The 24,645-nt window shown below is 39.2% G+C and carries 23 protein-coding genes, 2 riboswitches and 1 other annotated feature; of the genes, 6 read left to right on the forward strand and 17 right to left on the reverse strand.

Annotated elements, in window-relative coordinates; all coding sequences use genetic code 11:
* Window positions 1–161 precede the first annotated feature (161 nt).
* The 3 genes from typA to NC799_RS08985 form a co-directional block, all read right to left on the reverse strand.
* Window positions 162–1,988 (reverse strand): translational GTPase TypA, encoded by a 1,827-nt coding sequence (typA, locus tag NC799_RS08975; RefSeq protein WP_272446115.1) that lies wholly within the window; start codon window positions 1,986–1,988, stop codon window positions 162–164.
* A gap of 79 nt (window positions 1,989–2,067) precedes the next feature.
* Window positions 2,068–3,399, reverse strand: coding sequence for a sensor histidine kinase (locus NC799_RS08980; protein ID WP_272446116.1), 1,332 nt, complete (start codon window positions 3,397–3,399; stop codon window positions 2,068–2,070).
* Complete coding sequence (locus NC799_RS08985; RefSeq protein WP_272446117.1) at window positions 3,396–4,094, reverse strand: response regulator transcription factor; 699 nt, start codon at window positions 4,092–4,094, stop codon at window positions 3,396–3,398. The genes NC799_RS08980 and NC799_RS08985 overlap by 4 nt, the downstream gene beginning before the upstream one ends.
* Before the next feature lie 229 nt (window positions 4,095–4,323).
* Between NC799_RS08985 and NC799_RS08990 the strand changes: the two genes are divergently transcribed.
* On the forward strand, window positions 4,324–5,652 hold the full coding sequence (locus NC799_RS08990) for a S1C family serine protease (RefSeq protein ID WP_272446118.1): 1,329 nt from the start codon (window positions 4,324–4,326) through the stop codon (window positions 5,650–5,652).
* 227 nt (window positions 5,653–5,879) lie between these two features.
* Here NC799_RS08990 and NC799_RS08995 read toward each other — a convergent pair whose 3' ends face one another.
* From NC799_RS08995 to NC799_RS09015, 5 genes are all read right to left on the reverse strand, one after another.
* Entirely contained in the window at window positions 5,880–6,086 is a 207-nt protein-coding gene (locus NC799_RS08995) for a zinc ribbon domain-containing protein (RefSeq protein ID WP_272446119.1), read from the reverse strand.
* Window positions 6,087–6,272: 186 nt separating this feature from the next.
* The gene (locus tag NC799_RS09000; protein WP_272446120.1) at window positions 6,273–6,974 is read right to left on the reverse strand and encodes a TraR/DksA C4-type zinc finger protein; all 702 of its coding nucleotides are present in this window, start codon (window positions 6,972–6,974) and stop codon (window positions 6,273–6,275) included.
* Window positions 6,975–7,072: 98 nt separating this feature from the next.
* Window positions 7,073–7,534 (reverse strand): GNAT family N-acetyltransferase, encoded by a 462-nt coding sequence (locus NC799_RS09005; RefSeq protein WP_272446121.1) that lies wholly within the window; start codon window positions 7,532–7,534, stop codon window positions 7,073–7,075.
* A gap of 83 nt (window positions 7,535–7,617) precedes the next feature.
* Window positions 7,618–8,658 carry a ribonucleotide-diphosphate reductase subunit beta gene (locus tag NC799_RS09010; RefSeq protein ID WP_272446123.1) on the reverse strand — a complete coding sequence of 347 codons (1,041 nt, stop codon included), beginning with the start codon at window positions 8,656–8,658 and terminating at the stop codon, window positions 7,618–7,620.
* Window positions 8,659–8,670: 12 nt separating this feature from the next.
* Window positions 8,671–10,899, reverse strand: coding sequence for a ribonucleoside-diphosphate reductase subunit alpha (locus NC799_RS09015; RefSeq protein WP_272446240.1), 2,229 nt, complete (start codon window positions 10,897–10,899; stop codon window positions 8,671–8,673).
* A 189-nt stretch (window positions 10,900–11,088) separates the two neighbouring features.
* Window positions 11,089–11,280: riboswitch (cobalamin riboswitch) on the reverse strand.
* A gap of 304 nt (window positions 11,281–11,584) precedes the next feature.
* Here NC799_RS09015 and NC799_RS09020 point away from each other — a divergent pair.
* The 3 genes from NC799_RS09020 (at window position 11,585) to NC799_RS09030 (ending at window position 13,723) form a co-directional block, all read left to right on the forward strand.
* Window positions 11,585–12,151: a DUF6036 family nucleotidyltransferase gene (locus NC799_RS09020; RefSeq protein ID WP_272446124.1), complete on the forward strand. Its 567-nt coding sequence runs from the start codon at window positions 11,585–11,587 to the stop codon at window positions 12,149–12,151.
* Window positions 12,138–12,515 carry a hypothetical protein gene (locus tag NC799_RS09025; protein ID WP_272446125.1) on the forward strand — a complete coding sequence of 126 codons (378 nt, stop codon included), beginning with the start codon at window positions 12,138–12,140 and terminating at the stop codon, window positions 12,513–12,515. Before NC799_RS09020 ends, NC799_RS09025 begins: the two co-directional genes overlap by 14 nt.
* A 335-nt stretch (window positions 12,516–12,850) precedes the next feature.
* A complete protein-coding gene (locus NC799_RS09030; RefSeq protein WP_272446126.1) occupies window positions 12,851–13,723 on the forward strand; it encodes an NAD(P)-dependent oxidoreductase in 873 nt (290 codons plus the stop codon).
* Here the strand turns inward: NC799_RS09030 and NC799_RS09035 are convergent.
* Complete coding sequence (locus NC799_RS09035; RefSeq protein ID WP_272446127.1) at window positions 13,703–14,023, reverse strand: hypothetical protein; 321 nt, start codon at window positions 14,021–14,023, stop codon at window positions 13,703–13,705. The two genes, NC799_RS09030 and NC799_RS09035, sit on opposite strands and share 21 nt — an antisense overlap.
* A gap of 130 nt (window positions 14,024–14,153) precedes the next feature.
* On the reverse strand, window positions 14,154–14,351 hold the full coding sequence (gene cspD, locus NC799_RS09040) for a cold-shock protein CspD (RefSeq protein WP_272446128.1): 198 nt from the start codon (window positions 14,349–14,351) through the stop codon (window positions 14,154–14,156).
* Window positions 14,352–14,722: 371 nt separating this feature from the next.
* Between cspD and trhO the strand changes: the two genes are divergently transcribed.
* Complete coding sequence (gene trhO / locus NC799_RS09045; RefSeq protein WP_272446129.1) at window positions 14,723–15,694, forward strand: oxygen-dependent tRNA uridine(34) hydroxylase TrhO; 972 nt, start codon at window positions 14,723–14,725, stop codon at window positions 15,692–15,694.
* A gap of 123 nt (window positions 15,695–15,817) precedes the next feature.
* On the forward strand, window positions 15,818–16,294 hold the full coding sequence (locus NC799_RS09050; protein ID WP_272446241.1) for a glutathione peroxidase: 477 nt from the start codon (window positions 15,818–15,820) through the stop codon (window positions 16,292–16,294).
* Window positions 16,295–16,965: 671 nt separating this feature from the next.
* Here the strand turns inward: NC799_RS09050 and proS are convergent.
* The 7 genes from proS to murB all read right to left on the reverse strand — a co-directional run bounded on the left by proS (window position 16,966) and on the right by murB (window position 23,805).
* The gene (gene proS / locus NC799_RS09055; protein ID WP_272446130.1) at window positions 16,966–18,405 is read right to left on the reverse strand and encodes a proline--tRNA ligase; all 1,440 of its coding nucleotides are present in this window, start codon (window positions 18,403–18,405) and stop codon (window positions 16,966–16,968) included.
* A 97-nt stretch (window positions 18,406–18,502) separates the two neighbouring features.
* Window positions 18,503–18,708: a binding site (T-box leader), on the reverse strand.
* Between the two features lie 154 nt (window positions 18,709–18,862).
* The gene (ribH, locus tag NC799_RS09060) at window positions 18,863–19,330 is read right to left on the reverse strand and encodes a 6,7-dimethyl-8-ribityllumazine synthase (protein ID WP_272446131.1); all 468 of its coding nucleotides are present in this window, start codon (window positions 19,328–19,330) and stop codon (window positions 18,863–18,865) included.
* Between the two features lie 12 nt (window positions 19,331–19,342).
* Window positions 19,343–20,536 carry a bifunctional 3,4-dihydroxy-2-butanone-4-phosphate synthase/GTP cyclohydrolase II gene (locus NC799_RS09065; protein WP_272446132.1) on the reverse strand — a complete coding sequence of 398 codons (1,194 nt, stop codon included), beginning with the start codon at window positions 20,534–20,536 and terminating at the stop codon, window positions 19,343–19,345.
* A 13-nt stretch (window positions 20,537–20,549) separates the two neighbouring features.
* Window positions 20,550–21,206, reverse strand: coding sequence for a riboflavin synthase (ribE, locus tag NC799_RS09070; RefSeq protein WP_272446133.1), 657 nt, complete (start codon window positions 21,204–21,206; stop codon window positions 20,550–20,552).
* The gene (gene ribD / locus NC799_RS09075) at window positions 21,207–22,295 is read right to left on the reverse strand and encodes a bifunctional diaminohydroxyphosphoribosylaminopyrimidine deaminase/5-amino-6-(5-phosphoribosylamino)uracil reductase RibD (RefSeq protein ID WP_272446242.1); all 1,089 of its coding nucleotides are present in this window, start codon (window positions 22,293–22,295) and stop codon (window positions 21,207–21,209) included.
* A 131-nt stretch (window positions 22,296–22,426) separates the two neighbouring features.
* Window positions 22,427–22,572: riboswitch (FMN riboswitch) on the reverse strand.
* Between the two features lie 56 nt (window positions 22,573–22,628).
* Complete coding sequence (locus NC799_RS09080; protein WP_272446134.1) at window positions 22,629–22,805, reverse strand: hypothetical protein; 177 nt, start codon at window positions 22,803–22,805, stop codon at window positions 22,629–22,631.
* 82 nt (window positions 22,806–22,887) lie between these two features.
* Window positions 22,888–23,805 carry a UDP-N-acetylmuramate dehydrogenase gene (murB, locus tag NC799_RS09085; RefSeq protein ID WP_272446135.1) on the reverse strand — a complete coding sequence of 306 codons (918 nt, stop codon included), beginning with the start codon at window positions 23,803–23,805 and terminating at the stop codon, window positions 22,888–22,890.
* Window positions 23,806–24,645: the final 840 nt, after the last annotated feature.

Genomic DNA, 24,645 nt, shown 5'->3' on the forward strand with positions numbered 1-24,645 from the left:
CTTTTCTGTCCGAATTCAACCTCGATTCCCGCCCGAATCTAGACAGCTCTTGGCTTTTTTATACTATCTTATCTTTCAACAAAAAATGAGGGTGATGCCCTTATTTTGGCACCACCCATCATATCATCCTATCTAAAGAAAAATCAGTAGTTACCGTAACATTAAACCGTCTTTTTTTTCGATGCTTTTTCTCGTTCGTTTTTGTTTAAGATTTTCTTACGTAACCGAATTGTTTCCGGTGTAACTTCACAATACTCGTCATCATTTAAATATTCAATTGCTTCTTCTAATGACATTTTTCTTGTTTTTCTAATTGTTGCAGTTTGGTCTTTCGTTGCTGAACGAACGTTAGTTAAGTGTTTTTCTTTTGTTATATTAACGGTTAAGTCATTTTCACGGTTATGCTCTCCAACAATCATACCAGCATAAACTTCTGTACCTGGTTCAACAAAAATCGTTCCACGATCTTCAAGGCCCATAATTCCATAAGTGGATGCTCTACCATTTTCTAAAGCAACTAGTACACCACGCTGTCTTCCACCAACTTGGCCTGGGACAACTGGTTCATACTTATCGAAAGTATGATTGATTATTCCAAAGCCTCTCGTTTGGGTCATGAACTCGGTAGTATAACCAATTAAACCTCGAGAAGGTACTTTGAATTCCAAACGGACTTGTCCAGTTCCATGGTTGACCATATCAAGCATTTCGCCTTTACGGGCACCTAATGATTCCATAACAGCACCTGTATGTTCTTCCGGCACATCAACCTGAACACGTTCTACTGGTTCACATTTTACCCCATCAATTTCTTTAATAATTACTTGAGGTTTAGACAATTGAATTTCATAGCCTTCACGACGCATGTTCTCGACAAGGATAGATAAGTGAAGCTCTCCTCGTCCAGAGACTACCCATGCATCTGGTGAATCAGTTGGATCTACACGTAAGCTCACATCTGTTTCCAACTGTGCTAATAAACGTTCTTCAATTTTACGAGAAGTAATGTACTTCCCTTCCTTCCCTGCAAAAGGACTATTGTTTACGACAAATGTCATTTGAAGTGTTGGCTCATCAATTCTTAAAATTGGCAATGCTTCTTGATGGTCTGTCGGACATACTGTTTCGCCTACGTTGATGTCTTCCATCCCTGCAACAGCAATAATATCTCCCGCTTTTGCTTCTTGGATTTCAATCCGTTTCAATCCAATAAAACCAAACAATTTAGTAACACGGAAGTTCTTAACAGAACCATCTTTCTTCATTAGCGATACCTGTTGACCTACTTTAATCGCACCGCGGAATACACGGCCAATCCCAATACGGCCAAGGTAATCATTATAATCAAGTAATGTTACTTGGAACTGTAACGGCTCCTCTGTATTATCTACTGGTGCCGGGACATGTTCAATAATAGTCTCGAATACTGCTTCCATTGATTCTTCTTGGGCCTCCGGTTCTCTACCAGAAGTTCCATTCAATGCTGAAGCATAAACAACCGGAAATTCTAATTGGCTGTCATCTGCACCTAATTCAATGAATAAATCTAAAACTTCATCAATTACTTCGTTCGGCCTTGCACTTGGTCGGTCAATTTTATTTAAAACAACAACCGGATTAAGCTTTTGCTCTAATGCCTTTTTCAATACAAAGCGAGTTTGTGGCATACAACCTTCATAGGCATCTACTACAAGCAGAACACCATCAACCATTTTCATGATTCGTTCTACTTCTCCACCAAAATCCGCGTGCCCTGGTGTATCTAAAATATTTATATGCTTATCTTTATAGTTAATAGCGGTATTTTTAGCTAGGATAGTAATTCCACGTTCTTTTTCTAAATCGTTTGAGTCCATTGCACGTTCGTCTACTTGTTCGTTTTCACGGAAAGTTCCAGAATACTTAAGTAGTTGGTCAACAAGTGTTGTTTTACCATGGTCAACGTGGGCAATAATCGCAATATTGCGAATGTCTTCTCTTAATTGCATTAATTTCTCTCCTCTGTTTACGAGTTCGCTTGACTACAACTTATCTATTATAGCACAAGAAATTCACTTTTCCATACTTTTAAAATATTATAGTAAATTTTGCTCCGCCAAGAGTCGATTTACCAACCGAAATTTCTCCTCCTGAACGGTCAATAATGGCTCTTGAGATAGCTAAACCCAAGCCTGTTTCGCCACCTTCCCCTTTGACAAAGCGCTGAAACAAATGAGGGATGATGTCTTCTGCTATCCCTTCTCCATCGTCTTCTACTGTAATCGTCACCTGTGCGCCTTCACCTTGGACGGCTGAGATAACGACAGTAGAAAAAGCATGTCTAACTGCATTTGTCACGACATTCATCATCGCTTGGAGAAGCTTACCCTTATCCGCATAAACGGTTAAACTAGTCGGGGCAAGATTCTTTACATGTATTGATTTATCCTTCTCATTTGCCAAAGGTAAGGCACGTTCTACTGTTAGTTTGAGTAAATTATCTATTTTTATTAATTCCTCTTCATAAATATCTTCTTCACTATCTAGCTTCGCCAGTAAAATCATTTCATTAATAATTTTCTTTAACCGCTTAATCTCCTCAACAATAACATCGAGTCCACGGTCTGACTCCTCTTCAACAAAAATTCCGTCCCTTATTCCCTCTGCATAGCCTTGAATTGTCATGAGTGGTGTTTTCAATTCATGACTAGCATTTTGAAAAAAGTGGCGTTGCGTTTGAATATAACGCTCAAGCTCCTGAGCCATTTCTAACACACTATGTTCCACCTCTTTTATTTCGCCTGATGCTTCAATTTCGTTGAGGTCATCGAATTGTCGCTTTTCAATTTTCTTTAACTGGTGCCTTAACCGTGTTAACGGGGTGACTAAACGCTTTGTTAAAAAATGACTTAACAGAATAGCAACGATCATCCCGATTACTAAGACAAGTAATAACCGAACAATGAATGTCTTTTGAACTGCTTGAAGGTCGTCCAAAGGGGTCGCAAATACGAGCTGTGTTCCGGGGGAATCGGGATACAGCGCTATACGCGACACAACATATTGTTCATTGCCCGCTTTCCATAATGGTTGCTTGTCACTATTTAAATCATACGTTTCAACCCACTCTTGAACTGTCGAGATTGGTAAGGTCGTTAATAATAATTGATTGGTAAATTGATCATATGCAAACATCTGCATGTCCTGCTCTTCTAGCAACTGGGAGAGTCGCTGAATATTAGCAACATTGTAATCTTGGCGCAAGATGTTCACTAACAATTCACCATTGTCTTGTAATTGACGTTGCTCATCTTGAATCAATAAATTTAAGATAAGCGAATAGATGGTTATTCCAGCAAGTGACATGATAATGACTAGTAAGGAGGTAAAGGCTGCGGTTAGTTGATATTGTAGTTTCATTTGCCGTCCTCTTCATTGTAGCGAAGCCTGTATCCATAACCCCAAACCGTTTCGATTGGAAGACCATCTAATTTCTTTCTTAACCGTTTAATTAGATCATCAACGGCACGGTCACTACCAAAATAGTCTTCCCCCCAGACTAGTGACAGAAGTTCATCCCTTGCAAACGCACGATTATGATTACGAACAAATATTTGCAGCATGTCATATTCTTTTGCTGTCACTTCCACTTCTATTCCTTGCCAAAATACCGTCCGTTCTTCTGTGTTTAATTTTAGTTCTCCAAGGCTTAACTCACCAGAAGAAGCGGGGTGCGTCTGGGTACCGGAAACATCGACACGCTTAAACAAACGTTTTACCCGGGCTACCAACTCACGCGGACTGAACGGCTTCGTTAAATAGTCATCACTACCTAACTCTAATCCAAGAATTTTGTCTACTTCATCATCTTTAGCCGAGATAATAATAATTGGCACTTCACTATCTTGTCTAATTTTTTTGCATAATTCATATCCGTCCATCCCGGGCAACATAATGTCTAAGATCCACATGTCCGGTGATGCCTTTCTCGTTTGCTCCCAAGCTTGTTCAGCACTGTCCGCAACCGAAACATCATAGCCTTCCTTTTTTAAATACGCGGTTACAATATCTTGAATATTCGGGTCATCTTCTACAATATAAATATGATGTCTCATCCTTCTTTCCGCCTCCTCTTATCCTATAATTATTTTCGCATATCTAAAAAAAAGCGCAAGACCAGTATGATTAATCGCAGGTAACACCCGTTATTCATCTCTACCCTTTTGAAAAATAATTACACAGTTTTTCCACAATTCTTCCGAAAACTTGCCATTACTGTTACCTAGAATAACAAGTGTAGGAAACAAACAGTGTCCATAATCTTATAGAAAGGTGTGATATCATATGTCTTTCCATGATAATCACAATAATGATGATAAGCAGCATGACTTACATGAGTTTGAGGATAATAGGTTCGAGCCAAGTTCCAAACAGACAGGAATAATTCAGAATGACCAAATGGAATCGAACAAAGAAATGAGGTCAAAACAAAAAAGTTCGAATAAGCTCGCCATGTTTATGAGTGGTATTACGGGCGGGATTGTCGTAGCGATTATTGGTGTTCTACTTATTTTCACAGGTGCAATTCCAACTCCACAATCAGAAACAATTTCGACTGCCAATAGTGATGTGAAATCAGTAACCGACACGAAAACGAGTGACAGCAATATCATACCAACGATAGCACAAGAAAATGGTAATAGCGGTGCATTAACTACTACACTTGAAAAAGTGTCAGATGCTGTGGTTGGAATTGCAAATATTCAACAAGCTGGCTTGTGGTCACAGTCTCAAGAAGCAGGGACAGGTTCTGGTGTCATTTATAAAAAGGAAAATGGCAAAGCGTATGTAGTCACCAATAATCACGTCGTTGATGGTGCCTCAGAGGTGGAAGTCATTTTAACGAACGGAGACCGTGTTGACGCAAAGGTTTTAGGAGCTGACCAACTTTCTGATTTAGCAGTGCTAGAAATGGATGGAAGTAAAGTTACACAAGTTGCAACGCTTGGTTCATCAAGCAATTTAGCGGTAGGTGATCCAGCAATAGCCATCGGTAACCCTCTAGGCACAGAGTTTGCCGGCACTGTTACAAAGGGAATTATTAGTGGTGTCGAGAGATCAGTGGACATCGACTTAAACAAAGACGGGCAACCAGACTGGACAACGGAAGTTATTCAAACAGATGCAGCCATCAATCCTGGTAATAGTGGCGGTGCATTAATTAATAGTGCCGGAGAAGTAATTGGGATTAACTCCATGAAAATTGCGCAAGAATCTGTCGAAGGAATCGGCTTTTCCATCCCAATCGACACTGCAAAACCAATTATTGACCAACTCGAAACAACAGGTGAAGTTGCACGACCATTTATGGGTATTAGTGCAGTAGCCTTATCTACCGTACCAGACCAAGCAAAAGTCGAAACATTAAACCTACCAAATGACGTAACAAAGGGTGTTGTCGTTGCACAAGTAGAACAAAGATCACCTGCAGACGCGGCGGGCTTGGAAAGGTATGATGTAATCACCAAAATTAACGATACTGACATTTCATCAATGATCGACGTAAGACAAGTGTTGTACTCCGAGACAAAAATCGGAGATCAAATAGATATCACGTATTATCGTGATGGCAAAAAGCAAACAACAACGTTGACATTAAGTCAACAAAGCTAAAGCCTTTCTTTACCTCCCTTAGAAAGCGAGACAATCAGAAAACTGAATTGTCTCGCTTATTTTTTAAGAAAAGCGCAGGGTGCCTTGGTCACCCCTGAAAAGCGTAAGACAAGCCTCGTAATGGCGGTCTGTGCCATGTAGAGGCTTGTCTTACGACTCGAGGGGGTAGGCACCCGGAAGCTAGACAATAAGAAAAGCGCAGGGCGCCTTGGTCACCCCCGACAAGCTTAACCGAAAAAGAAATCGAAAATGTTACTTCCTAGTGAGCTTTGCTTGTTATAAAACTCTGAATATCCACAGTTCTTGCAGTAAACCACAATAAATTGATTGTTTTGAACGTCGAACATTTTCGATAGTCCTGTCCCCGTCATCGCTACTTCCTTTTGATCTGCGTCCGTACTCCCGCACTTAATACAACCTTGATTATCAGCCATACTATCACCCTCCTGTTTATTTATTTATACGAAAATTTACTGTCTTGGGTTTCAGAAATTTAGAGGTTTTTTATTGAAGTGGCCTACACGCTTAAAATTTTCAATAAGAAACACGGAGTGGACAGTTTTGGATTTTTTTACTTTCTTACCATTAAAAAATAAGGGTGATCACGTCACCCTTACTTTTTAGTCATACATTATTGAACTAACGTCATTCTCATCTAAATAGTCTTCATAGGCCTCATGATTGTTGTTGACGCCGATATAATTTCCATCCATATCGGTAATCAAGAATCCTTCAACATCCTCGACACTGGAAACCAATTCATCAGAGTTGAAGTACATATCTTGGTAATCCTTATCTGTATCATAGAAGTCTGAAGGACCATCTGAAGAACCAAACTTTTCAACACGCTGCCACGTATCTTCCGGGTCAAATCCGGTCGATTCTTCTTCTTCTACTTCCGATTCAACTTCGTTAACACTCGAATGAAATACATCCTCCTCAACAGGACGTACTTGTTTCACCTCTTGTTCTGCATGCTGTACACAACGAAGGGTAGTTGGTATAACTTCTAACCGGTCAAACGGGATGTCGGCCCCACAAACCTCACATTTACCGTAAGTTCCTTGATCAATTGCAGCTAAAGCAGCCTTAATATCCTTCAGTTCTTGTTCAGCGTGTTCGTTTAAAGCGATATCCTTTTCTCGTTCAAATAAAGCTGTCCCATGATCTGCAGGGTGATTGTCATAATTTGATAACTCTCCCATTGATTCCTTTATCAACTCATACTTTAAGCCATAGTGATCTTCCAAGTGGGCTTTTAGTTCCTGTTGATCATGAAGTAATTCGTGCTTACAAGCTTCTATCTGTTGATTAGATAACATATTTTCGCCTCCTGACTTTTCCTTTACGAGGGGCATTAATAGTATATCCGTTATCTAATAGCCAATCAGATAAGTTTTTGGAAGTAAAGGAAATAAGATTACTGCTTTGATTTTTCTCTGGTATTCATAATCATATCGACGTGGGGAATATTGTCCTCTAAATATACTTCAGATATTTCCTTGAAGCCAAGTGAACCATAAAATTGACGCAAGTATTCCTGCCCATGTAATTTAATGGCACCGACTTTCCAATCGTTCACTAAGATATTAATTGCTTTTTCCATCAAATCTTTGGCATACCCTTTGCCACGATGGGATTTAGAAACGAGCACACGACCGATAGAGGCTTCCTCATAAATATTTTTTTCAGGAATTAGTCTTGCGTATGCAACTATGTCGGTCTTATCCTGTAAGAATAAATGGGAAGACGCTTGATCATGGTTATCAAGTTCAGGGTATGGACAGGTTTGTTCAACGACAAACACGTCAATCCTCGCTTTTATTATTTGATACAATTCATCGGTAGTTAACTCATCAAATTTCCTCAATTGCCACTCCATTGTCCCCACCCTTTTACCATTCATTTAGAAAATAATTTTATTCTAATGGAATAAAGTAAAAAGCGCAAGCGGCCTCTTGCTGGTTATAGTTCATCAAAACCGTTGTCTGCAAAGTTAACCTTTGTATACTGTCTTGATTTCTGCTCAAAGAAATCTGACTTACCTAAATCAACCTCTTCATATGCCTTAATCCAGCGTAGTGGATTTTTCTGTATTTCCGGATAGAGCTTTTCATATCCTAATTGTTTACATCGTGTATTTGCCGTGAAGCGGATATAGGCCTCTACATCCTCGAGTAAAATTCCATCCATTTTATTACCGATGATGTGCCTTGCCCAATTAATTTCAAGCTCACAGGCCCGTTCAAATGTTTGATAAACAAATTGCTCCAATTCATCCGTGTGATATTTTGGATTCTCCGTGAGTATTTCTTTAAAAATCCGAACAAATAAATCAACATGTAACTGTTCGTCTCGATTGATGTAATTAATCATCGTCGAAGAACTAACCATTTTTTGATTACGTGCTAAGTGGTAGAAAAACGCAAACCCAGAGTAGAAAAACAACCCTTCCAATATGACATCATAAACAATAGACTTCAACAAATTATCAACAGTTGGCTCCTCAGCAAAGGCCCGGTAACCATCAGTCACAAAATCATTTCTTTCTTGCAATATTGGTTCCGTTCGCCAGAAGTCAAACACTTGGTCTTGCTTTTGCTTCGAAACAAGCGTTGATAAAATGTAGGAATACGAATGATTATGAATTACTTCCTGCTGCGCTAAAATAATCATCAGTGCATTTAGACTCGAATCAGTAAGGTAATCTGCAACCTTTCCAGCATAATCTGTTTGGACACTATCAAGTAGAGCTAACAAACCAATAATTTTTAAAAAGGCGTCCTGTTCGTTATCTGTAAGTGTAGGAAACTGCTTGATATCCTGTGACATATTAATTTCAAATGGCGTCCAGAAATTTGCTAACATTTTTTTGTATTTAGGATATGCCCATGAAAATCTTACATCATCCCAGTTCAAAATATTTGAGCTTCTTCCATTTATAATCCCTGTCGATTGGTTTGGAGCTGTTTTATCCATTAATTCTCGTTTATTTAATGTAACCATCAATATCCTCCTTTAACTTGAACAAGATTCACATTCAATCAAATCAGATGAGGTCGAACGTAAATAATAAGTCGTCTTTAGGCCCGATTTCCATGCATCAAGATGTAAATCGAGTAATTCCTTTGCTTGGATTGTATTTGGCACGTAAAAATTAAACGAGATGCTCTGGTCTATATGCTTTTGCCTAGCTGCATTTTGTTTAATACTCCAGTGTTGATCAATATAGTAAGCAGATTTGTAATACCAGGTTGTTTCGACCGATAAGTCTGGTGCGGTAACTGGAATTTTGTAATCCTTTTTCTCTTCCGCGTAAAACTTTTGGAAAATAGGATCAATGCTAGCCGTGCTTCCAGCGATTAGCGAAGTCGAGGCATTCGGCGCGACTGCCATTAAATAGCTATTTCTAATCCCATACTGCGAAACACCCGCTGTCAATTGTTTCCAATCATTTCGATTAGATTGGTCATATCCTTTTCGCTCAAAATATTTACCTGATTGCCATTCCGAATTTTCATAGGCACTACACGGACCTTTTTCCTTCGCCAATTCCATGCTCGCTTTGATCGTCAAATAAGCAATTTTTTCATACAGACGATCGGCGTAGTCAACAGCTTCGTCACTTTCCCACGTTATCCTTTTTAAGGCTAGTAAATGATGCCATCCAAACGTCCCGAGTCCAACTGCTCGATACTTTTTATTCGTCAGATCGGCTTGTAATACTGGAATGGTATTTAAATCAATCACATTATCAAGCATTCTAACTTGAACCTTAATTAACCGCTCTAATACATCGTTCGTTACTGCTCGTCCTAAATTGATTGATGAAAGATTACATACAACAAAGTCTCCAGGTTGCTTCGTAATGATAATGTTTCCATCCTTTGTCACCTGTTCAGCAACCGTTGTTGGGCTCTGATTTTGTGTGATTTCGGTACAAAGGTTACTTGAATAAATCATACCTAAATGTTTGTTTGCATTTTGGCGATTCACCTCATCCCGGTAAAACATAAAGGGGCCGCCCGTCTCTAACTGGCTACGTAATATTCGCTTCATAATATCAATTGCCGGAACTTCTTCTTTATCTAATCCAGGGTGATGCACACACTCCCAATATTTATCACGAAAAACTCCCTCGCCTCGTACTTCATCGTAAAAATCCTCAAGGGAATAACCCATCATGCTTCTTACTTGGTGTGGATCAAACAAATACCAATTCGCACGGGCTTCCACTTGCTCCATAAATACATCAGGTAAACAAACCCCAGTAAACAAATCATGGGTCCGATAGCGTTCATCCCCATTGTTTAACTTTGCATCCAAGAAAGAAAAGATATCCTTATGCCATATATCAAGATAGGCACATATAGCACCTTTTCGTTGCCCTAGTTGGTCGACACTTACTGCCGTGTTATTTAACTGTTTCATCCATGGTAGGACACCAGAAGATGCACCTTTAAAACCTTTAATTGCACTACCTCTACTTCTAATTTTCCCTAGATAGACACCAATTCCACCTCCGTTTTTCGAAAGGTTGGCGATGTCTGTATTACTGTCAAAAATCCCTTGCAGGCTATCGTCAATTGTGTCGATAAAACAGCTTGACAGTTGCCCATAACTTTTTCCTGCATTTGCTAATGTTGGTGTTGCAACAGTCATGTAGAGATTACTTAAAGCCCAATAAGCTTCCTTTACGAGCTTAAGCCGTATCTCTTTCGGTTCTTGCTTCATTAACGTCATCGCAATAATCATAAATCGTTCCTGTGGTAGCTCTTGTACGCCTTTCTGATAGTCCTTCGCGATATATCGGTCCGCTAATGTCTTCAGTCCAATGTATGTAAATAAATGATCTTTATCTGGCTCAATCAACTGTTCTAATTCATCGATCTCTTCTTTACGATAACGCTCAAGTAGTGATTTGTGATAAATCCCTATAGTTGTTAAGGATTGTAACAACTCATAAAATGGTCCGTATTTCTCCTGATAAAGGTAACCCCTATTTTCGGCCGCTTCCCGGTAAAGTAGCTTCCCGTATAAGTTTGAGGCTACATACGTCCATTCGGGTTCCTGTTCATCTAAAAAGGAAAGCGCCTCTAATATTAGTTGCTGCACCCATTCCTTCTCGTCTATTTCTGCCTTTTTATCCAATAAGGATTGTCCATATTGATGTAATGCCTCTACGTTCATATGCGCAAATCGCTCCGATAAATCGTCAAGAACATATTGTTTCCAATCTCTTGTCATCGTCTGTAATTCTGCCACTTTCTTAGTCCTCCCTTTCAAATAATTTCCTGGGCATTAAAAAACGCTCATGCGGTTACATGAGCGGACAAAAAACGACAGAATTTCGCTAATGAAAAATCCCCTATTGTCATAGTGGATAATTAACTACCAAACGGATTCTATCGTTTCTATACTCAACCCCCGAAGAAAGAAACAACGACAAATTAGGCAGGTCTACTGACTCATGCTTCACCCTACTAGAGCCCTTCCCAAGTAATTTTTAAAAGTCTATCACTCAGTGGTTATACTCGTTCGTCGACAATTACAGTTGCGGGGACAGTTACAGATTCTCACTGTATTCCCTTTAAAGGCTAAGTTGCCACCTAATTTGTACTTTTACAAGATATAGTATTATATTTTAAAAAAATATCAATATATAGAATTTAGCATAGATTTTATCGGAATGCAATTACTTTATATCCTAATATTGGCCCAATTTCACTTTTCTAACGTAGGTCAGGGTATTTGAAAACAATATCCTTTTCAAAACGAAACCGAGGAAATAGATTGGAAATCGGAAAAATATTTTATCGAATATTTCATTAAAATTAGCTAAGAAGGTATATTCTTAAGTGGTTATATACTTGATATTATTAATGATATAATTAAAGGTAGTATATGAAATTACACGATAGAGGGGAATAATATGACTGAATCTAATAATATTGGACTAATGAATAAAGATAAGCTGATCCAGATATTTGGTTATCTAAATGAACGACTAAAGGAAAATCAATTGCAGCTTGAGATTACAATTTATGGTGGTGCTATTATGACAATGGTATATGATAATAGGCCAGCGACTAGAGATATAGATTGTGTATTTAGTGAAACTAATTCAAAATTATTAGATAACATATTAGACCTTGCTAAGTTTACCTTTAATCTTTCAGATGGATGGATAAATGAGGAGGTTAAAGAACCGCTTAAATCTCTTTTAAAAGAAGATAAAGAAACCTATAAAATATATTCTCACTTAAAGATATTAAAACCTAACGCAGAACAATTGTTGGCTATGAAAATATTAGCAGCAAGACCAGAACCTGCTAAAGATTTTGTTGATGCCTATCTACTATGTAAGGACTTGGGTATTACAACGAAAACGGAACTTTTAAGTATCTTTAACAACTATTTACCATTAACCCTCGTAGGAGAAAGACAAATTAATTTTATAAAATATTTAGGAAAGGATTTAGGCTATGATTGGGAATAAGTATTTACAGTCATTATTTGAGTATCCTGATGAAGACACAAGTTTAAATCAACTATTAGAATTGCTAAAATCAAAAGATGTGGAATTTATAAATACCCTTAATGAGAAGGTGAATTTAGATTTATGTAACGATAAAGAATTAACATATTTAACGAAAGTATCAGCCTTATTAGACTATTATTTACAAACATATGATATTGAAGTTCCCGATTGGCTTAGAGATGAGAAATTAAAATTTGATAAACCCTATTATCACCCTAAGCGGATAAGTGATTTTGAAAAACTAAAATTACAATTTACGAGTCCAGCCCCCTTTAGGATAAAAAATGTTTATTTCAATCTAGGGGGTATTGAGAGAGTCTAAAGGGCTTCTCAAAAGTTTAGCAAACTTTTGGCGAAGCTTCTTTTTTTACCTTATATATTTTTTCTTAAGTTAAATACTTTACAGTAAATTCAGCAAAGCCCTGATATAGCCCACTATTAGAACACATTGCTAAAGATAGTGCACACTCTTACTTTAACAGAACATGATTTAACGGTCTGAGGTGAATAACATGGCAAACAATATAGAACTTAGCATAGATTTTATTGGATTGCAATTACTTTATTTTGATTGTTTTCTTGTGACTTGTGGAAGGAATTGCTGTTTTTTTAACGAATAGGAAAGATAACGAATAACTCGTTTAAGGAGGAATTTTAATGGATAGTACAGACTTTACGATTGGTTTAATTGGTGCTGGTGTGATGGGGAAGAGTATGGCTTTAAATTTAATTGATGCAGGTTATACATTACATACCTATACTCGAACAAAGGAAAAGGCAACTGAGTTGATCGAACGCGGCGCAACATGGAAAGATTCCGTTGCACAACTCGCGGCTGATTCCGATGTAATAATATCCATCGTCGGTTATCCAAGTGATGTAGAAGAAATCTATCTTAGTGAGACGGGCATTTTAGCAAATGCCAAGGCTGGTGCTTATGTCATTGATATGACTACCTCAAGTCCCCTCTTAGCAGAGAAAATTGCAGTACTAGCTAAAGAAAAACAAATTCATGCTTTAGACGCACCTGTTTCCGGTGGAGATATTGGAGCGAAAAACGGAACATTAGCAATCATGGTTGGAGGGGAACAAGATGCATTTAACGCTGTCAAGCCAATATTTGAAGTGATCGGTCAACATATCATGCTTCAAGGTGACCCAGGTGCAGGACAACATACTAAAATGTGCAACCAAATAACGATTGCATCTAACATGATTGGTGTTTGCGAGGCAATTGTCTATGCTGAGCATGCGGGGTTAAATCCAGAAAAGGTGTTAGAAACGATTACGACTGGAGCAGCAGGCAGTTGGTCGTTAACTAACCTTGCACCTAGAATGATCGCCGAAAACTATGCTCCCGGTTTTTATGTTAAGCACTTCATCAAGGATATGACGATTGCACTAGAGTCTGCTAAAGCTATGGGATTAACTACCCCAGGAATCGAACTATCTCTTTCACTTTATAAGCGTTTAGCTGACAAAGGGGAACAAGACAGCGGTACACAAGCATTAATCAAATTGTTCAGGTAACCTTTCTTTTGGCGTCTTCTCCATTAATTCTGCAACGACAAATGCTAAGTCATCGTTACCAAACAACTGAAGCGCTTCAAACAGTATGTCAACAGGAATATGATCAGCCTCTTCTTTTGACACAGTTAATTCAACCGCTTCGACTAACGCTTGATTCGGTAGTTGCTGTGGGTAGGCCTGTTGATATAGTTCAAAAGGGTCTAAATCATTATTTATACACCACTGGGCAAAGATGAGAATCATACCATTTTCCTGTTGTTTGTACATATCAATAATATGTTTTTCCGTATTTTTTTCCATTTGCATCACCATTTCATAAGTAATAGTCCCGACTTGGCTCGTTAGTAAACCTCAGGCGAGGTCACGCTTTTTATACTTTTAAAAGGGGTGCATCTCAAATCGAGATGCACCCTTCCTTGTCCAAAATTGATTACAGTTTAACAACATTAGATGCTTGTGGACCACGTTGACCTTCAACGATTTCAAATTCAACTTCTTGACCTTCATCAAGTGATTTGAAACCATCAGATTGGATGCTTGAGAAGTGGACAAATACATCGTCTCCATCCTCACGCTCAATGAATCCAAACCCTTTATCTGCATTAAACCATTTAACTTTACCTACCATATTGAATGCCTCCTTACTTAAAGTGCTTTACATCACTTATTGTAAAAAAAACATCAAGAACTATGCAAGCCATCTATTTCCTTTTAAATTTACTATGACTTTTTGAAAAACACAAGCAACTTACTCGTTTTTCTCATAAGATTAAGAAAGTATAAAAAGATCCAAGGAACACTCCTAAGAATTGACATCTCGTTAGAAGCAAGTGGTTTTCTTGTTTCGAAGGTGCGACTTGCGCTTTTGTTCCTTAATCAACCATTGAATTTCATTATTTTTTTTGTTAAAATATAAGCTTGCAAGAGACTAATGTTATGAATATCCAACCTAAACACGTTTATATCTTGCAAATATGAATTGATAGGTGGTAATTAAAAATGGAAAAAGTAAAGTATCAAGTCTTACTGTATTACAACTATGTAAACATTGAGGACCCTGAAACATTTGCTAAAGAGCACTTAACGTTCTGTAAAGAATTAGAGTTAAAAGGTCGTGTACTTGTTGCAAAAGAGGGTATTAACGGCACCGTTTCAGGGACTGTTGAACAAACAAATAAATATATGGAGACAATGCATAACGACCCTCGTTTTGCAGATATGGTGTTTAAGGTTGATGAGGCAGATGGACATACCTTTAAAAAGATGCACGTACGCCCTCGACCAGAGCTTGTAACACTTCGTCTTGAGGACGATGTTAACCCTAAAGAAACAACAGGTAAATATTTAAGTCCAAGAGAATTTTACGAGGCAATGCAAGATGAGAATACTGTTGTTTTAGATGCTAGAAACGATTATGAATATGATTTAGGACACTTCCGTGGTGCGATTCGCCCAGATATTGAAACATTCCGCGATTTACCTGATTGGGTAAAAGAAAATAAAGACAAGCTTGAAGGTAAAAAAGTGTTAACGTATTGTACAGGTGGTATTCGTTGTGAAAAATTTTCCGGTTGGTTAGTTAAGGAAGGTTTTGAAGACGTTGGTCAATTACACGGTGGTATTGTTACTTACGGGAAGGACCCAGAAGTTCAGGGTGAGCTTTGGGACGGACAACTATATGTATTTGATGAGCGTATTGCTGTACCAGTTAACCGAAAAGAACATGTCGTGGTAGGGAAAGACTATTTCGATGGTGAGCATTGTGAACGTTATGTAAATTGTGCAAACCCAGAATGTAATCGACAAATTTTATGTTCCGAAGAAAACGAGCATAAATACATGCGGGGATGCTCACACGAGTGCCGTGTATCACCACGAAATTTATATATAGAAGAACACAACCTGTCACAAGAGGAAATCAATGAACGCTTGAGAAGAATTGAACAAGAAGACGGAGTTAAGCAATCATAGTAAGAAAAGCGCAAGCCGCGCCTTGGTAGGGAGCTCTTGAGTTATTTATATCTTGTAGAAAAGGCAGCTGATATTGATATGGCTGTCTTTTTTCAGTATCTTTATTTTAAGGGGAAGATAACAATGAGTGTGTATGATTACACTGTTATGACAAATAGCGATGAAGAGAAATCACTAGCTGATTTTCACGGGAATGTATTATTAATTGTCAACACAGCAAGTAAATGCGGCTTTACTCCACAATATGAAGGGCTTCAGATGCTGTATGATACATATAAAGACCATGGCTTCACCGTCCTTGGTTTCCCAAGTAACCAATTTATGAATCAAGAACCTGGTAGCGGTGCAGACATCGAACAGTTTTGTAAAACAAATTATGGCGTATCATTCCCGATATTTAGAAAAATTGATGTCAAGGGCAAAAATATTCATCCGCTTTTTCAATATTTAATTAACCAAGCTCCAGGCTTTCTCTTTAACCAGGTAAAATGGAATTTCACAAAGTTTTTAATCGATCGCAACGGACAAGTTGTGAAAAGATACGCACCAAACATAGAACCCCTAGCAATCGAAACAGCTATACAAGAACTGTTAGACTAAGAACAGGAGCAATTAAAGCATTGATGGGAGTAAACAGCTCTGATTATAATAGCTATCCGGGTGTGATTCGGACTCAGATTGATGGATATTCCCCTGCTCTGTCCGAATTGGGGCTTCATTCGGACTCGGATTGATGGATATCCGACTTACCTGTCTGAATTGGGGCTTCATTCGGACTCAGATTGATGGATGTTCGCCTGCTCTGTCCGAATTGGGGCTTCATTCGGACTCAGATTGATGGATGTTCGCCTGCTCTGTCCGAATTGGGGCTTCATTCGGACTCAGTTTGACTGATATTCGTCTTACCTGTCTGAATTGAACCCCAATTCGGACTCAGTTTGACTGATATTCGCCTGCTCTGTCCGAATTGGGGCTTCATTCGGACTCAGATTGACTGATGTTCGCCTTCTTTGTCTGAATTGGGGCTTCATTCGGACTCAGATTGACTGATGTTCGCCTGCTCTGTCCGAATTGGGGTTCGATTCGGACTCGGATTGATGGATGTTCGTCTTACCTGTCTGAATTGGGGCTTCATTCGGACTCGGATTGACTGATATCCGCCTTACCTGTCTGAATTGGGGTTCAATTCGGACTCAGATTGACGGTAATCCCAAGTAGGGCAATCGCTCGGACATCTAAAAAGGAGCACCTGATAGGTACTCCTTCTATTATTAATATGCTTTTGCCCAATAGACTAACTTATCTGCTTCTTCGCCACAGTAGACACATTTATCATGAACAGTCTCTTGGTCAAATGGAATACATCTAGAAGTAGCTGACGTTTCTTCTTTTATTTTTTCCTCACAACCAACGTCACCACACCACATCGCTTTGATGAATCCAGGCTTTTCTTCAAGAAGCTGCTTAAATTCGTCAAACGTCTTAGCAACACTCGTTTTTTCCTCGCGAAGCTCTTTCGCCTTATTAAATAAATTGGTTTGGATTTCTTCCAATAGAGCAGGAATCTTCATGCTTAGCTCATCCATCGATACAAATTCTTTATCCCCTGTATCGCGACGCACTAGCACAACCTGGTTCTTTTCAATATCTTTAGGTCCCACTTCTAAGCGCAGTGGTACACCTTTCATTTCATATTCATTAAACTTCCAACCCGGCATTTTATCACTTGCGTCAATATCGACACGAGCGAATGTAGCGATTTGTTCTTTTAATTGATATCCTTTGTCCAAAACACCTTCTTTGTGCTGGGCAATTGGAACGATCATTACTTGTGTTGGTGCAATCCTTGGTGGTACAACTAATCCCCTGTTATCCCCGTGGACCATGATTAATGCCCCAATAAGTCTTGTTGTAATTCCCCAAGACGTCTGATGAACTGGTTTAAGCTCACCTTGTTCGTCCGTAAATCGGATACCAAATCCTTCAGCAAAGCCTGTTCCTAAATGGTGAGACGTACCCGATTGGAGCGCTTTTCCATCATGCATTAAGCTTTCAATAGTTAGCGTATATTTTGCTCCGGCAAACTTTTCCTTTTCCGTTTTTTGTCCACGAACAACAGGAATTGCAAGGTAATCCTCACACACTTGTGCATAGACATCTAACATTTTATTTGTTTCTTCAGCAGCATCTTCGTCAGTCGCATGACATGTATGTCCTTCTTGCCATAAAAATTCTAGCGAACGAAGGAATGGCCGGGTTGTCTTTTCCCATCTGACAACGTTGCTCCACTGATTATAAAGCTTTGGTAGGTCACGATACGAGTGAATGATTTTAGAATAATGTTCAGCAAATAGTACTTCTGATGTCGGTCTAACAACAAGACGTTCTTGAAGCTCCTCATCCCCTCCATGAGTCACCCATGCTACCTCAGGTGCAAACCCTTCAATATGGTCTTTTTCCTTTTGCAAAAGGCTCTCTGGAATAAATAACGGAAAATACATGTTTTGGTGACCGGTTTCTTTAATTTTCCCATCGAGTATGTCACGGATATTTTCCCAAATTGCGTAGCCATACGGACGAATAATCATTGTTCCTCGAACAGAACCATAATCAACCAAGTCTGCTTGCTTTACTACGTCCGTGTACCACTGGGCAAAATCTTCTTCCATTGCTGTTACTTTTTCAACAAATTGCTTATTTTTCTTTCCCATTAACCTCAACTCCATACACATTAAATTTTTTATACGTATCTGACATTAACAATTATAATAATCGGCCTCTAAAAAACAAAAAAATCCCCATCCCCAAAAAAGGGACCGAGATACGGTGGTACCACCCTTGTTTACAGTAATCCTACTGAACACTTTGTCATCGATAACGGGACCTAAACCGTATGTATCTATTCGATACGCTGCTCCAAGGTAGGTTCAGACAGTACCTAATGGGATTTCTCAGCAAACCTCCCTCTCTTTAAAATAGACAACTATCCTACTAATCCTTATCCACGCAATATTATATTAATTTTAAAATCACTATATGTAATTAAGAAGATATTGTCAAGTTTATTAGGAAATCCTGAATTTGGACTGTAACGCTTACTCGATTATCCAAGAACATTTAAGACCACACGGATTAATCAGTATGGTCTTAGTTCTTTTCCATTTTTTATTAATCAAGTGCCTTCATCAAATTTGCCATTTCAACAGCTGAAATAGCTGCTTCTGCACCTTTGTTTCCTGCTTTTGTTCCTGCACGCTCGATTGCCTGCTCAATCGTATCTGTGGTTAACACGCCAAAAATAACAGGAAGATTTTCTTGTAAGGAAATGCTTGCTACACCTTTTGAAACTTCATTACACACATAATCAAAGTGTGGCGTAGACCCGCGAATAACCGTCCCTAAAGCAATGACCGCGTCATATTTTTTAGACGTTGCCATTTTCTTTGCAACTAACGGAATTTCAAATGCACCCGGAACCCATGCAACGGATACATCCTCTTCCTTTACACCATGTCTACGCAGGGCATCCTCGGCACCTGTAAGTAACTTCCCAGTGATAAACTCATTGAATCTTCCTACGACAATCCCGACTTTTAATCCTGTGCCTACTAAGTTACCTTCAAAAATGTTACTCATCTTCTTTTCCCCCTATAATTTTAAAATATGGTCTAATTTTTTTACTTTTGTTTTAAGATAATTTTCATTGTCCTTGTTTGCAGGTATTTCGATTGCTTCGCGTTCGACAACCTCTAATCCATAATCACTTATCCCAGTTATTTTGCGCGGGTTGTTTGTTAATAACTTTATTTTTTTCACACCTAAGTCCTTAAGAATCTGAGCACTAATCGCATAGTCGCGCATATCATCGGGAAAGCCTAGCTGATGATTTGCTTCCACCGTATCAAACCCTTGCTCTTGCAGTTTATAGGCACGAAGTTTATTTAATAGACCAATCCCTCGTCCTTCTTGCCTCATATAAACAAGAACACCTTTACCTTCTTGCTCAATTTGATGTAATGCTTTTTCTAATTGCGGACCACAATCACAACGATGTGACCCTAACACATCACCAGTTAAACATTCAGAATGGATGCGAACGAGAACGGGGTCATCTTGATTAAATTCACCCTTATACAAAGCAAGATGCTCTTTGCCAGAGATTTTTTCAGTATAGGCAACTAGGTTAAAGTCACCATACTCCGTTGGTAGCTTTATTTCGACTTCTTTTTCAATCAATTGATCGTGTTTTTTTCGATAAGCAATTAAATCCTTAATTGAAATTAATGATAATCCTTCTTGTTCTGCCATTTTGATTAACTCAGGAACTCGCGCCATTGTTCCATCATCATTCATAATTTCACAGATTACCCCAACCGGCTCTGCACCCGCTAACCGTGCAAGATCGACGGCAGCCTCTGTATGCCCTGGCCGTTCGATTACTCCACCATTTTTTGCAACTAATGGAAAAACATGACCAGGCCGTTTGAAATCAAGTGCAGTTGTTTCAGGGTCTAAAAACTTTTGAATCGTCAAGGCTCGCTCATATGCACTTATCCCTGTAGTTGTTAACTTATGGTCTACACTTACTGTAAATGCCGTGCCGTGTGAATCTGTATTTGTTTGGACCATATCGTTTAGTTGGAATTTCTTTGCAACCTGAGCGGACATAGGTGTGCAAATTAATCCCTTACCTTTAGAAGCCAAATAATTAATCGATTCCGGTGTGGCATGTTCGGCAAGTAAAATAAAGTCACCTTCATTTTCCCTACCTTCATCATCAACAGCAATGATAATTCTACCTGCTTTAAGATCTTCTAATGCTTGCTCGATTGTCTGAAACATGACCCTAACCCTCCTAATCTAAGAAGCCATAGCTCTCTAATTTCTCTGTCGTGATACTACTTTGCTTGTTTTTACTATCTTCTTTTGTAGCTAATAAGCGATCCATATATTTAGCCAACATGTCATATTCGACATTTACCATGTCACCCACTTCTTTTTCACCAAGGATGGTAGCACGCTGTGTTTCAGGGATAAGTGATATAACAAAGCTTTTCTCTTTAACCCCAAATACAGTCAAGGAAGTTCCATCAACTGAAATAGAGCCTTTTAAAGCGATATACTTTAAACCATCCTCAGGTATTTCAATATCAATGTATAATGCATTATTTTCTGTTGCCATCGACTTAATCATACCAACTGCATCAACATGTCCTGAGACAAAATGGCCACCGAACCTGCTTTGAGCTTGCATTGCTCTTTCTAAATTAACGGAAGAACCAATTTGTAATGTCTTTAAAGACGAACCACGATATGTTTCTGGAATAACGTCTACGGAAAATTGATTGGCTTCAAAGGTAGTAACTGTTAAACAAACACCATTTACAGAAATACTATCTCCAATATGGACATCTTCAGTTATCTTATTTGTTTGAATGGTAAGTCGTAGCGAACTTTGATTTCGAATAATACTCTTAACTTTCCCTTTTTCTTCAACAATACCTGTAAACATCTACTCTTCCACCTTTCTAGGACGAGCTATAATCTTAATATCTGGACCAAGCATCTCGGTTGATACAATATCTAACGAGGTAGCATCTTTCATCAGTAGCGGTGAACTACCTCCAACAACCGAAATGGCATCCGTTCCACCAAGAATCTTTGGTGCGATGTACCAGTGACATTCATTAACTAGTTGTTGCTGGATAAAAGATTGATGGACTTTACTACCGCCTTCTACATAGAGTGACTGAATACTCTTTTCACCCAATATGTCTAATACATCATTAATATTTAAGTAATTGCCAGGCAGTTGAAAGATGGTCAGGTTGGGATATTTCTCTTTTATCTGTGTTCCATCCGCATTTTCACTACAGAATATCCAGGTAGGGTGGCCATCTTTTAAGACATTTGCCTCTTTTTGAATCCTTAACTGTGTGTCTAAAATAACTCGAATGGGATTTTTTCCACCTTGGGGCAGCCTGGTGGTTAAATGTGGGTTATCCTTTATGACCGTTTCAACACCAACTAATATTGCGTCATGAATCGCCCGCTGTTGGTGCACATCTACCCTTGCTTGGTCAGATGTAATCCATTTACTATCACCAGTAGATGTTGCCGTCTTTCCGTCCAAGGTGACAGCTGCTTTAAGCGTGACATACGGCCGCTTTGAGTGAATATAGTGGAAGAATTTTCGGTTTAATTCTAATGCTCTCGCTTCCCTAACTCCTATCTCAACATCAATACCAGCTTGCCTTAACTTCTCTACCCCGTTTCCAGCCACAACCGGATTGGGATCTAAGCATGCTATAATGACTTTTTTTAATTTGTGCTTAATGATTAAATCGGCACAGGGAGGTGTTTTTCCATGGTGTGAACAAGGTTCTAGTGTTACATAAATGTCAGCACCTTCAGCTTCTTCCCCTGCTTGAGCGAGTGCATGAACTTCTGCATGTGCTTCCCCTGCTTTAAGATGGCTTCCAATCCCTAAAATACGGCCATCCTTGACAACAACAGCTCCAACAGATGGGTTCGGACTAGTCTGACCTATCGTTTTTTCAGCAAGAGACAATGCAAAGTCCATATATTCTTTATCTGTCATCACTACCATATCCTTTCCTACTTGATTAGGTAAGGAGTTTTTAAAAGCGAAAGAAAACCCCGGAAATGAAACCGGGGCTGTTTTTTTCATATAGAAATAAACACAAAAAATTACGTTTATGTAGTCCACTTCTATTCCCTTTCCCATCCAGACTTTAACTGTCGGCTTTGGAATTTCACCAAATCCACCTTCACACATACGTGTTCCGGGTCACGGACTAAGAGTAATCATACTCATCACCGCCGGTCGGGATTCTCACCCTGCCCCAAAGGAATACCTATTCGATTGTAACTAGTCTAACATATTAATTATATCTATGCAGATAATTTGCTTTTATTTTTTCCCTATTTCGCCAAAAGCATGCAAGACGAGGTGGACCGATATAACCGAGAGCAAGTAAGCAAGTACCGGTTCATTCGTGCCCCATATCGAGACAAGGGTGTAAAACAAAACACTTGCTAATCCAAATAAAACAAATAAATACAGAATTCCGCTTATTAAACCACTCATCCTTCACTACTCCCTGGGACTTATTGGCAAAAGACAAGTATAAACCATGTTAGTTTCACACTTGCCTTTGTCTTCTGTGTGGCTAGTTATCTTCGCCTAGAATTTTTACTTCTCGCTCTAGTTCAACACCAAATTTTTCTTTTACTGTTTCTTGGACCATCTCGATTACTTTTATATAATCAGTCGATGTAGCATTGTCTTTATTAACGATAAATCCTGCATGCTTCGTTGATACTTCAGCTCCACCTACCCCTTTTCCTTGCAGTTGGCTATCTTGGATTAATTTACCAGCAAAGTAACCTGGCGGGCGTTTGAATACACTCCCACACGACGGGTATTCAAGGGGCTGCTTGGATTCTCTTTTATAGGTCAAGTCATCCATCATTGCTTTGATTTCATCGTAATTACCCGGCTTTAAATCAAAGGTTGCTTGTAGCACAATATAGCCCTTTTCAGGTATATTACTAGAGCGATAGGATAAATCCAATTGGTCTGCAGTTACTTTTAAAACATCCCCATCTCGGTTAACAACCACCGCATCTCTTAAGACATCTTTGACTTCGCCTCCATAAGCACCTGCATTCATGTACAGTGCTCCTCCAACGGTACCAGGGATACCACAGGCAAATTCAAGACCTGAAAGCTCCTCATCGAGTGCTTTTCTAGACGCGTCAATAATTCTTGCTCCAGCTTCCGCAACAATACTGTTACCTTCTCGGTTAATTGCTGTAAAGCGTTTTGGACTAAGAACAATTCCGCGAATACCACCATCGCGTATAATTAAATTAGAACCATTTCCTAGTAGTGTAAATGGGATATCCTCTTGTTTTGCAAGTTTAACAATCTGTTGTACCTCATCTAGTGAAGAAGGTGTTACAAAAAAGTCGGCCTTTCCGCCAAGACGGGTGTACATATGTTTCTTTAAATGTTCATCTACCATCACATTTTGCTCGGATGTAATGGAAAGCAGTTTTTCGTATACATGATGGTATTTACCCATTTAAATCATTCCTTTATCTCTAGCCCAAGAACGGACATTGATTATAAAATATTAAGTAAAAGAAACCAAATTAAATTATAGCAGTTGGACGAGCATCACAGCAACTGCTCTTACTTATAATTTATGAATCAGATCTATCACACGTGCCTATTAAGAAAAGCGCAGGGCGCCTTGGGAGACTATGGCAGGCCACTAAGTGGAGCATAATTGACTACCGTTTGACCGATAACAGGGCTCGTTCGGGCGTTATTAGCGGGCTTTGACTACAGTTTGGACGCTAGCAGGGGTAGGTCGGGCGTCATTTGCGCGCTTTGACTACCGTTTGGACGCTAACAGGGCTCGATCGGGCGTCATTTGCGCGCTTTGACTACCGTTTGGACGCTAACAGGGCTCGACCGGGCGTTAATATCGTTCTTTGACTACCGTTTGACCGATAACAGGGGTAGGTCGGGCGTTAATATCGTCCTTTGACTACCGTTTGACCGCTGGAAGGGCTCGACCGGGCGTTAATATCGTTCTTTGACTACCGTTTGACCGCTGGAAGGGCTCGACCGGGCGTTATTATCGTCCTTTGACTACCGTTTGACCGCTAACAGGGCTCGACCGGGCGTTAATATCGTTCTTTGACTACCGTTTGATCGCTGTAAGGACTCGACCGGGCGTTAATATCGTTCTTTGACTACCGTTTGATTGCTAGCAGGGGTAGGTCGGTAGTCAAAAAGGGACAAAAAGGTATCCTGAATCTAAGATCCCTACAAAACCCAGGAATGCACTTACCCACCCATAGAAATCGTAAGACAAGCCGCGGAATGGCGGTATTTCCCATGTAAAGTATTGATC

The organism is Aquibacillus salsiterrae (assembly GCF_028416595.1).
GTDB lineage: Bacteria > Bacillota > Bacilli > Bacillales > Amphibacillaceae > Aquibacillus_A > Aquibacillus_A salsiterrae.

Bases quoted from the DNA above. Each gene is read 5' to 3' on its own strand.
- typA (WP_272446115.1), bottom strand. From the start codon at position 1,988: ATGCAATTAAGAGAAGACATTCGCAATATTGCGATTATTGCCCACGTT.
- NC799_RS08980 (WP_272446116.1), bottom strand. From the start codon at position 3,399: ATGAAACTACAATATCAACTAACCGCAGCCTTTACCTCCTTACTAGTC.
- NC799_RS08985 (WP_272446117.1), bottom strand. From the start codon at position 4,094: ATGAGACATCATATTTATATTGTAGAAGATGACCCGAATATTCAAGAT.
- NC799_RS08990 (WP_272446118.1), top strand. From the start codon at position 4,324: ATGTCTTTCCATGATAATCACAATAATGATGATAAGCAGCATGACTTA.
- NC799_RS08995 (WP_272446119.1), bottom strand. From the start codon at position 6,086: ATGGCTGATAATCAAGGTTGTATTAAGTGCGGGAGTACGGACGCAGAT.
- NC799_RS09000 (WP_272446120.1), bottom strand. From the start codon at position 6,974: ATGTTATCTAATCAACAGATAGAAGCTTGTAAGCACGAATTACTTCAT.
- NC799_RS09005 (WP_272446121.1), bottom strand. From the start codon at position 7,534: ATGGAGTGGCAATTGAGGAAATTTGATGAGTTAACTACCGATGAATTG.
- NC799_RS09010 (WP_272446123.1), bottom strand. From the start codon at position 8,658: ATGGTTACATTAAATAAACGAGAATTAATGGATAAAACAGCTCCAAAC.
- NC799_RS09015 (WP_272446240.1), bottom strand. From the start codon at position 10,899: ATGACAAGAGATTGGAAACAATATGTTCTTGACGATTTATCGGAGCGA.
- NC799_RS09020 (WP_272446124.1), top strand. From the start codon at position 11,585: ATGACTGAATCTAATAATATTGGACTAATGAATAAAGATAAGCTGATC.
- NC799_RS09025 (WP_272446125.1), top strand. From the start codon at position 12,138: ATGATTGGGAATAAGTATTTACAGTCATTATTTGAGTATCCTGATGAA.
- NC799_RS09030 (WP_272446126.1), top strand. From the start codon at position 12,851: ATGGATAGTACAGACTTTACGATTGGTTTAATTGGTGCTGGTGTGATG.
- NC799_RS09035 (WP_272446127.1), bottom strand. From the start codon at position 14,023: ATGGAAAAAAATACGGAAAAACATATTATTGATATGTACAAACAACAG.
- cspD (WP_272446128.1), bottom strand. From the start codon at position 14,351: ATGGTAGGTAAAGTTAAATGGTTTAATGCAGATAAAGGGTTTGGATTC.
- trhO (WP_272446129.1), top strand. From the start codon at position 14,723: ATGGAAAAAGTAAAGTATCAAGTCTTACTGTATTACAACTATGTAAAC.
- NC799_RS09050 (WP_272446241.1), top strand. From the start codon at position 15,818: ATGAGTGTGTATGATTACACTGTTATGACAAATAGCGATGAAGAGAAA.
- proS (WP_272446130.1), bottom strand. From the start codon at position 18,405: ATGGGAAAGAAAAATAAGCAATTTGTTGAAAAAGTAACAGCAATGGAA.
- ribH (WP_272446131.1), bottom strand. From the start codon at position 19,330: ATGAGTAACATTTTTGAAGGTAACTTAGTAGGCACAGGATTAAAAGTC.
- NC799_RS09065 (WP_272446132.1), bottom strand. From the start codon at position 20,536: ATGTTTCAGACAATCGAGCAAGCATTAGAAGATCTTAAAGCAGGTAGA.
- ribE (WP_272446133.1), bottom strand. From the start codon at position 21,206: ATGTTTACAGGTATTGTTGAAGAAAAAGGGAAAGTTAAGAGTATTATT.
- ribD (WP_272446242.1), bottom strand. From the start codon at position 22,295: ATGACAGATAAAGAATATATGGACTTTGCATTGTCTCTTGCTGAAAAA.
- NC799_RS09080 (WP_272446134.1), bottom strand. From the start codon at position 22,805: ATGAGTGGTTTAATAAGCGGAATTCTGTATTTATTTGTTTTATTTGGA.
- murB (WP_272446135.1), bottom strand. From the start codon at position 23,805: ATGGGTAAATACCATCATGTATACGAAAAACTGCTTTCCATTACATCC.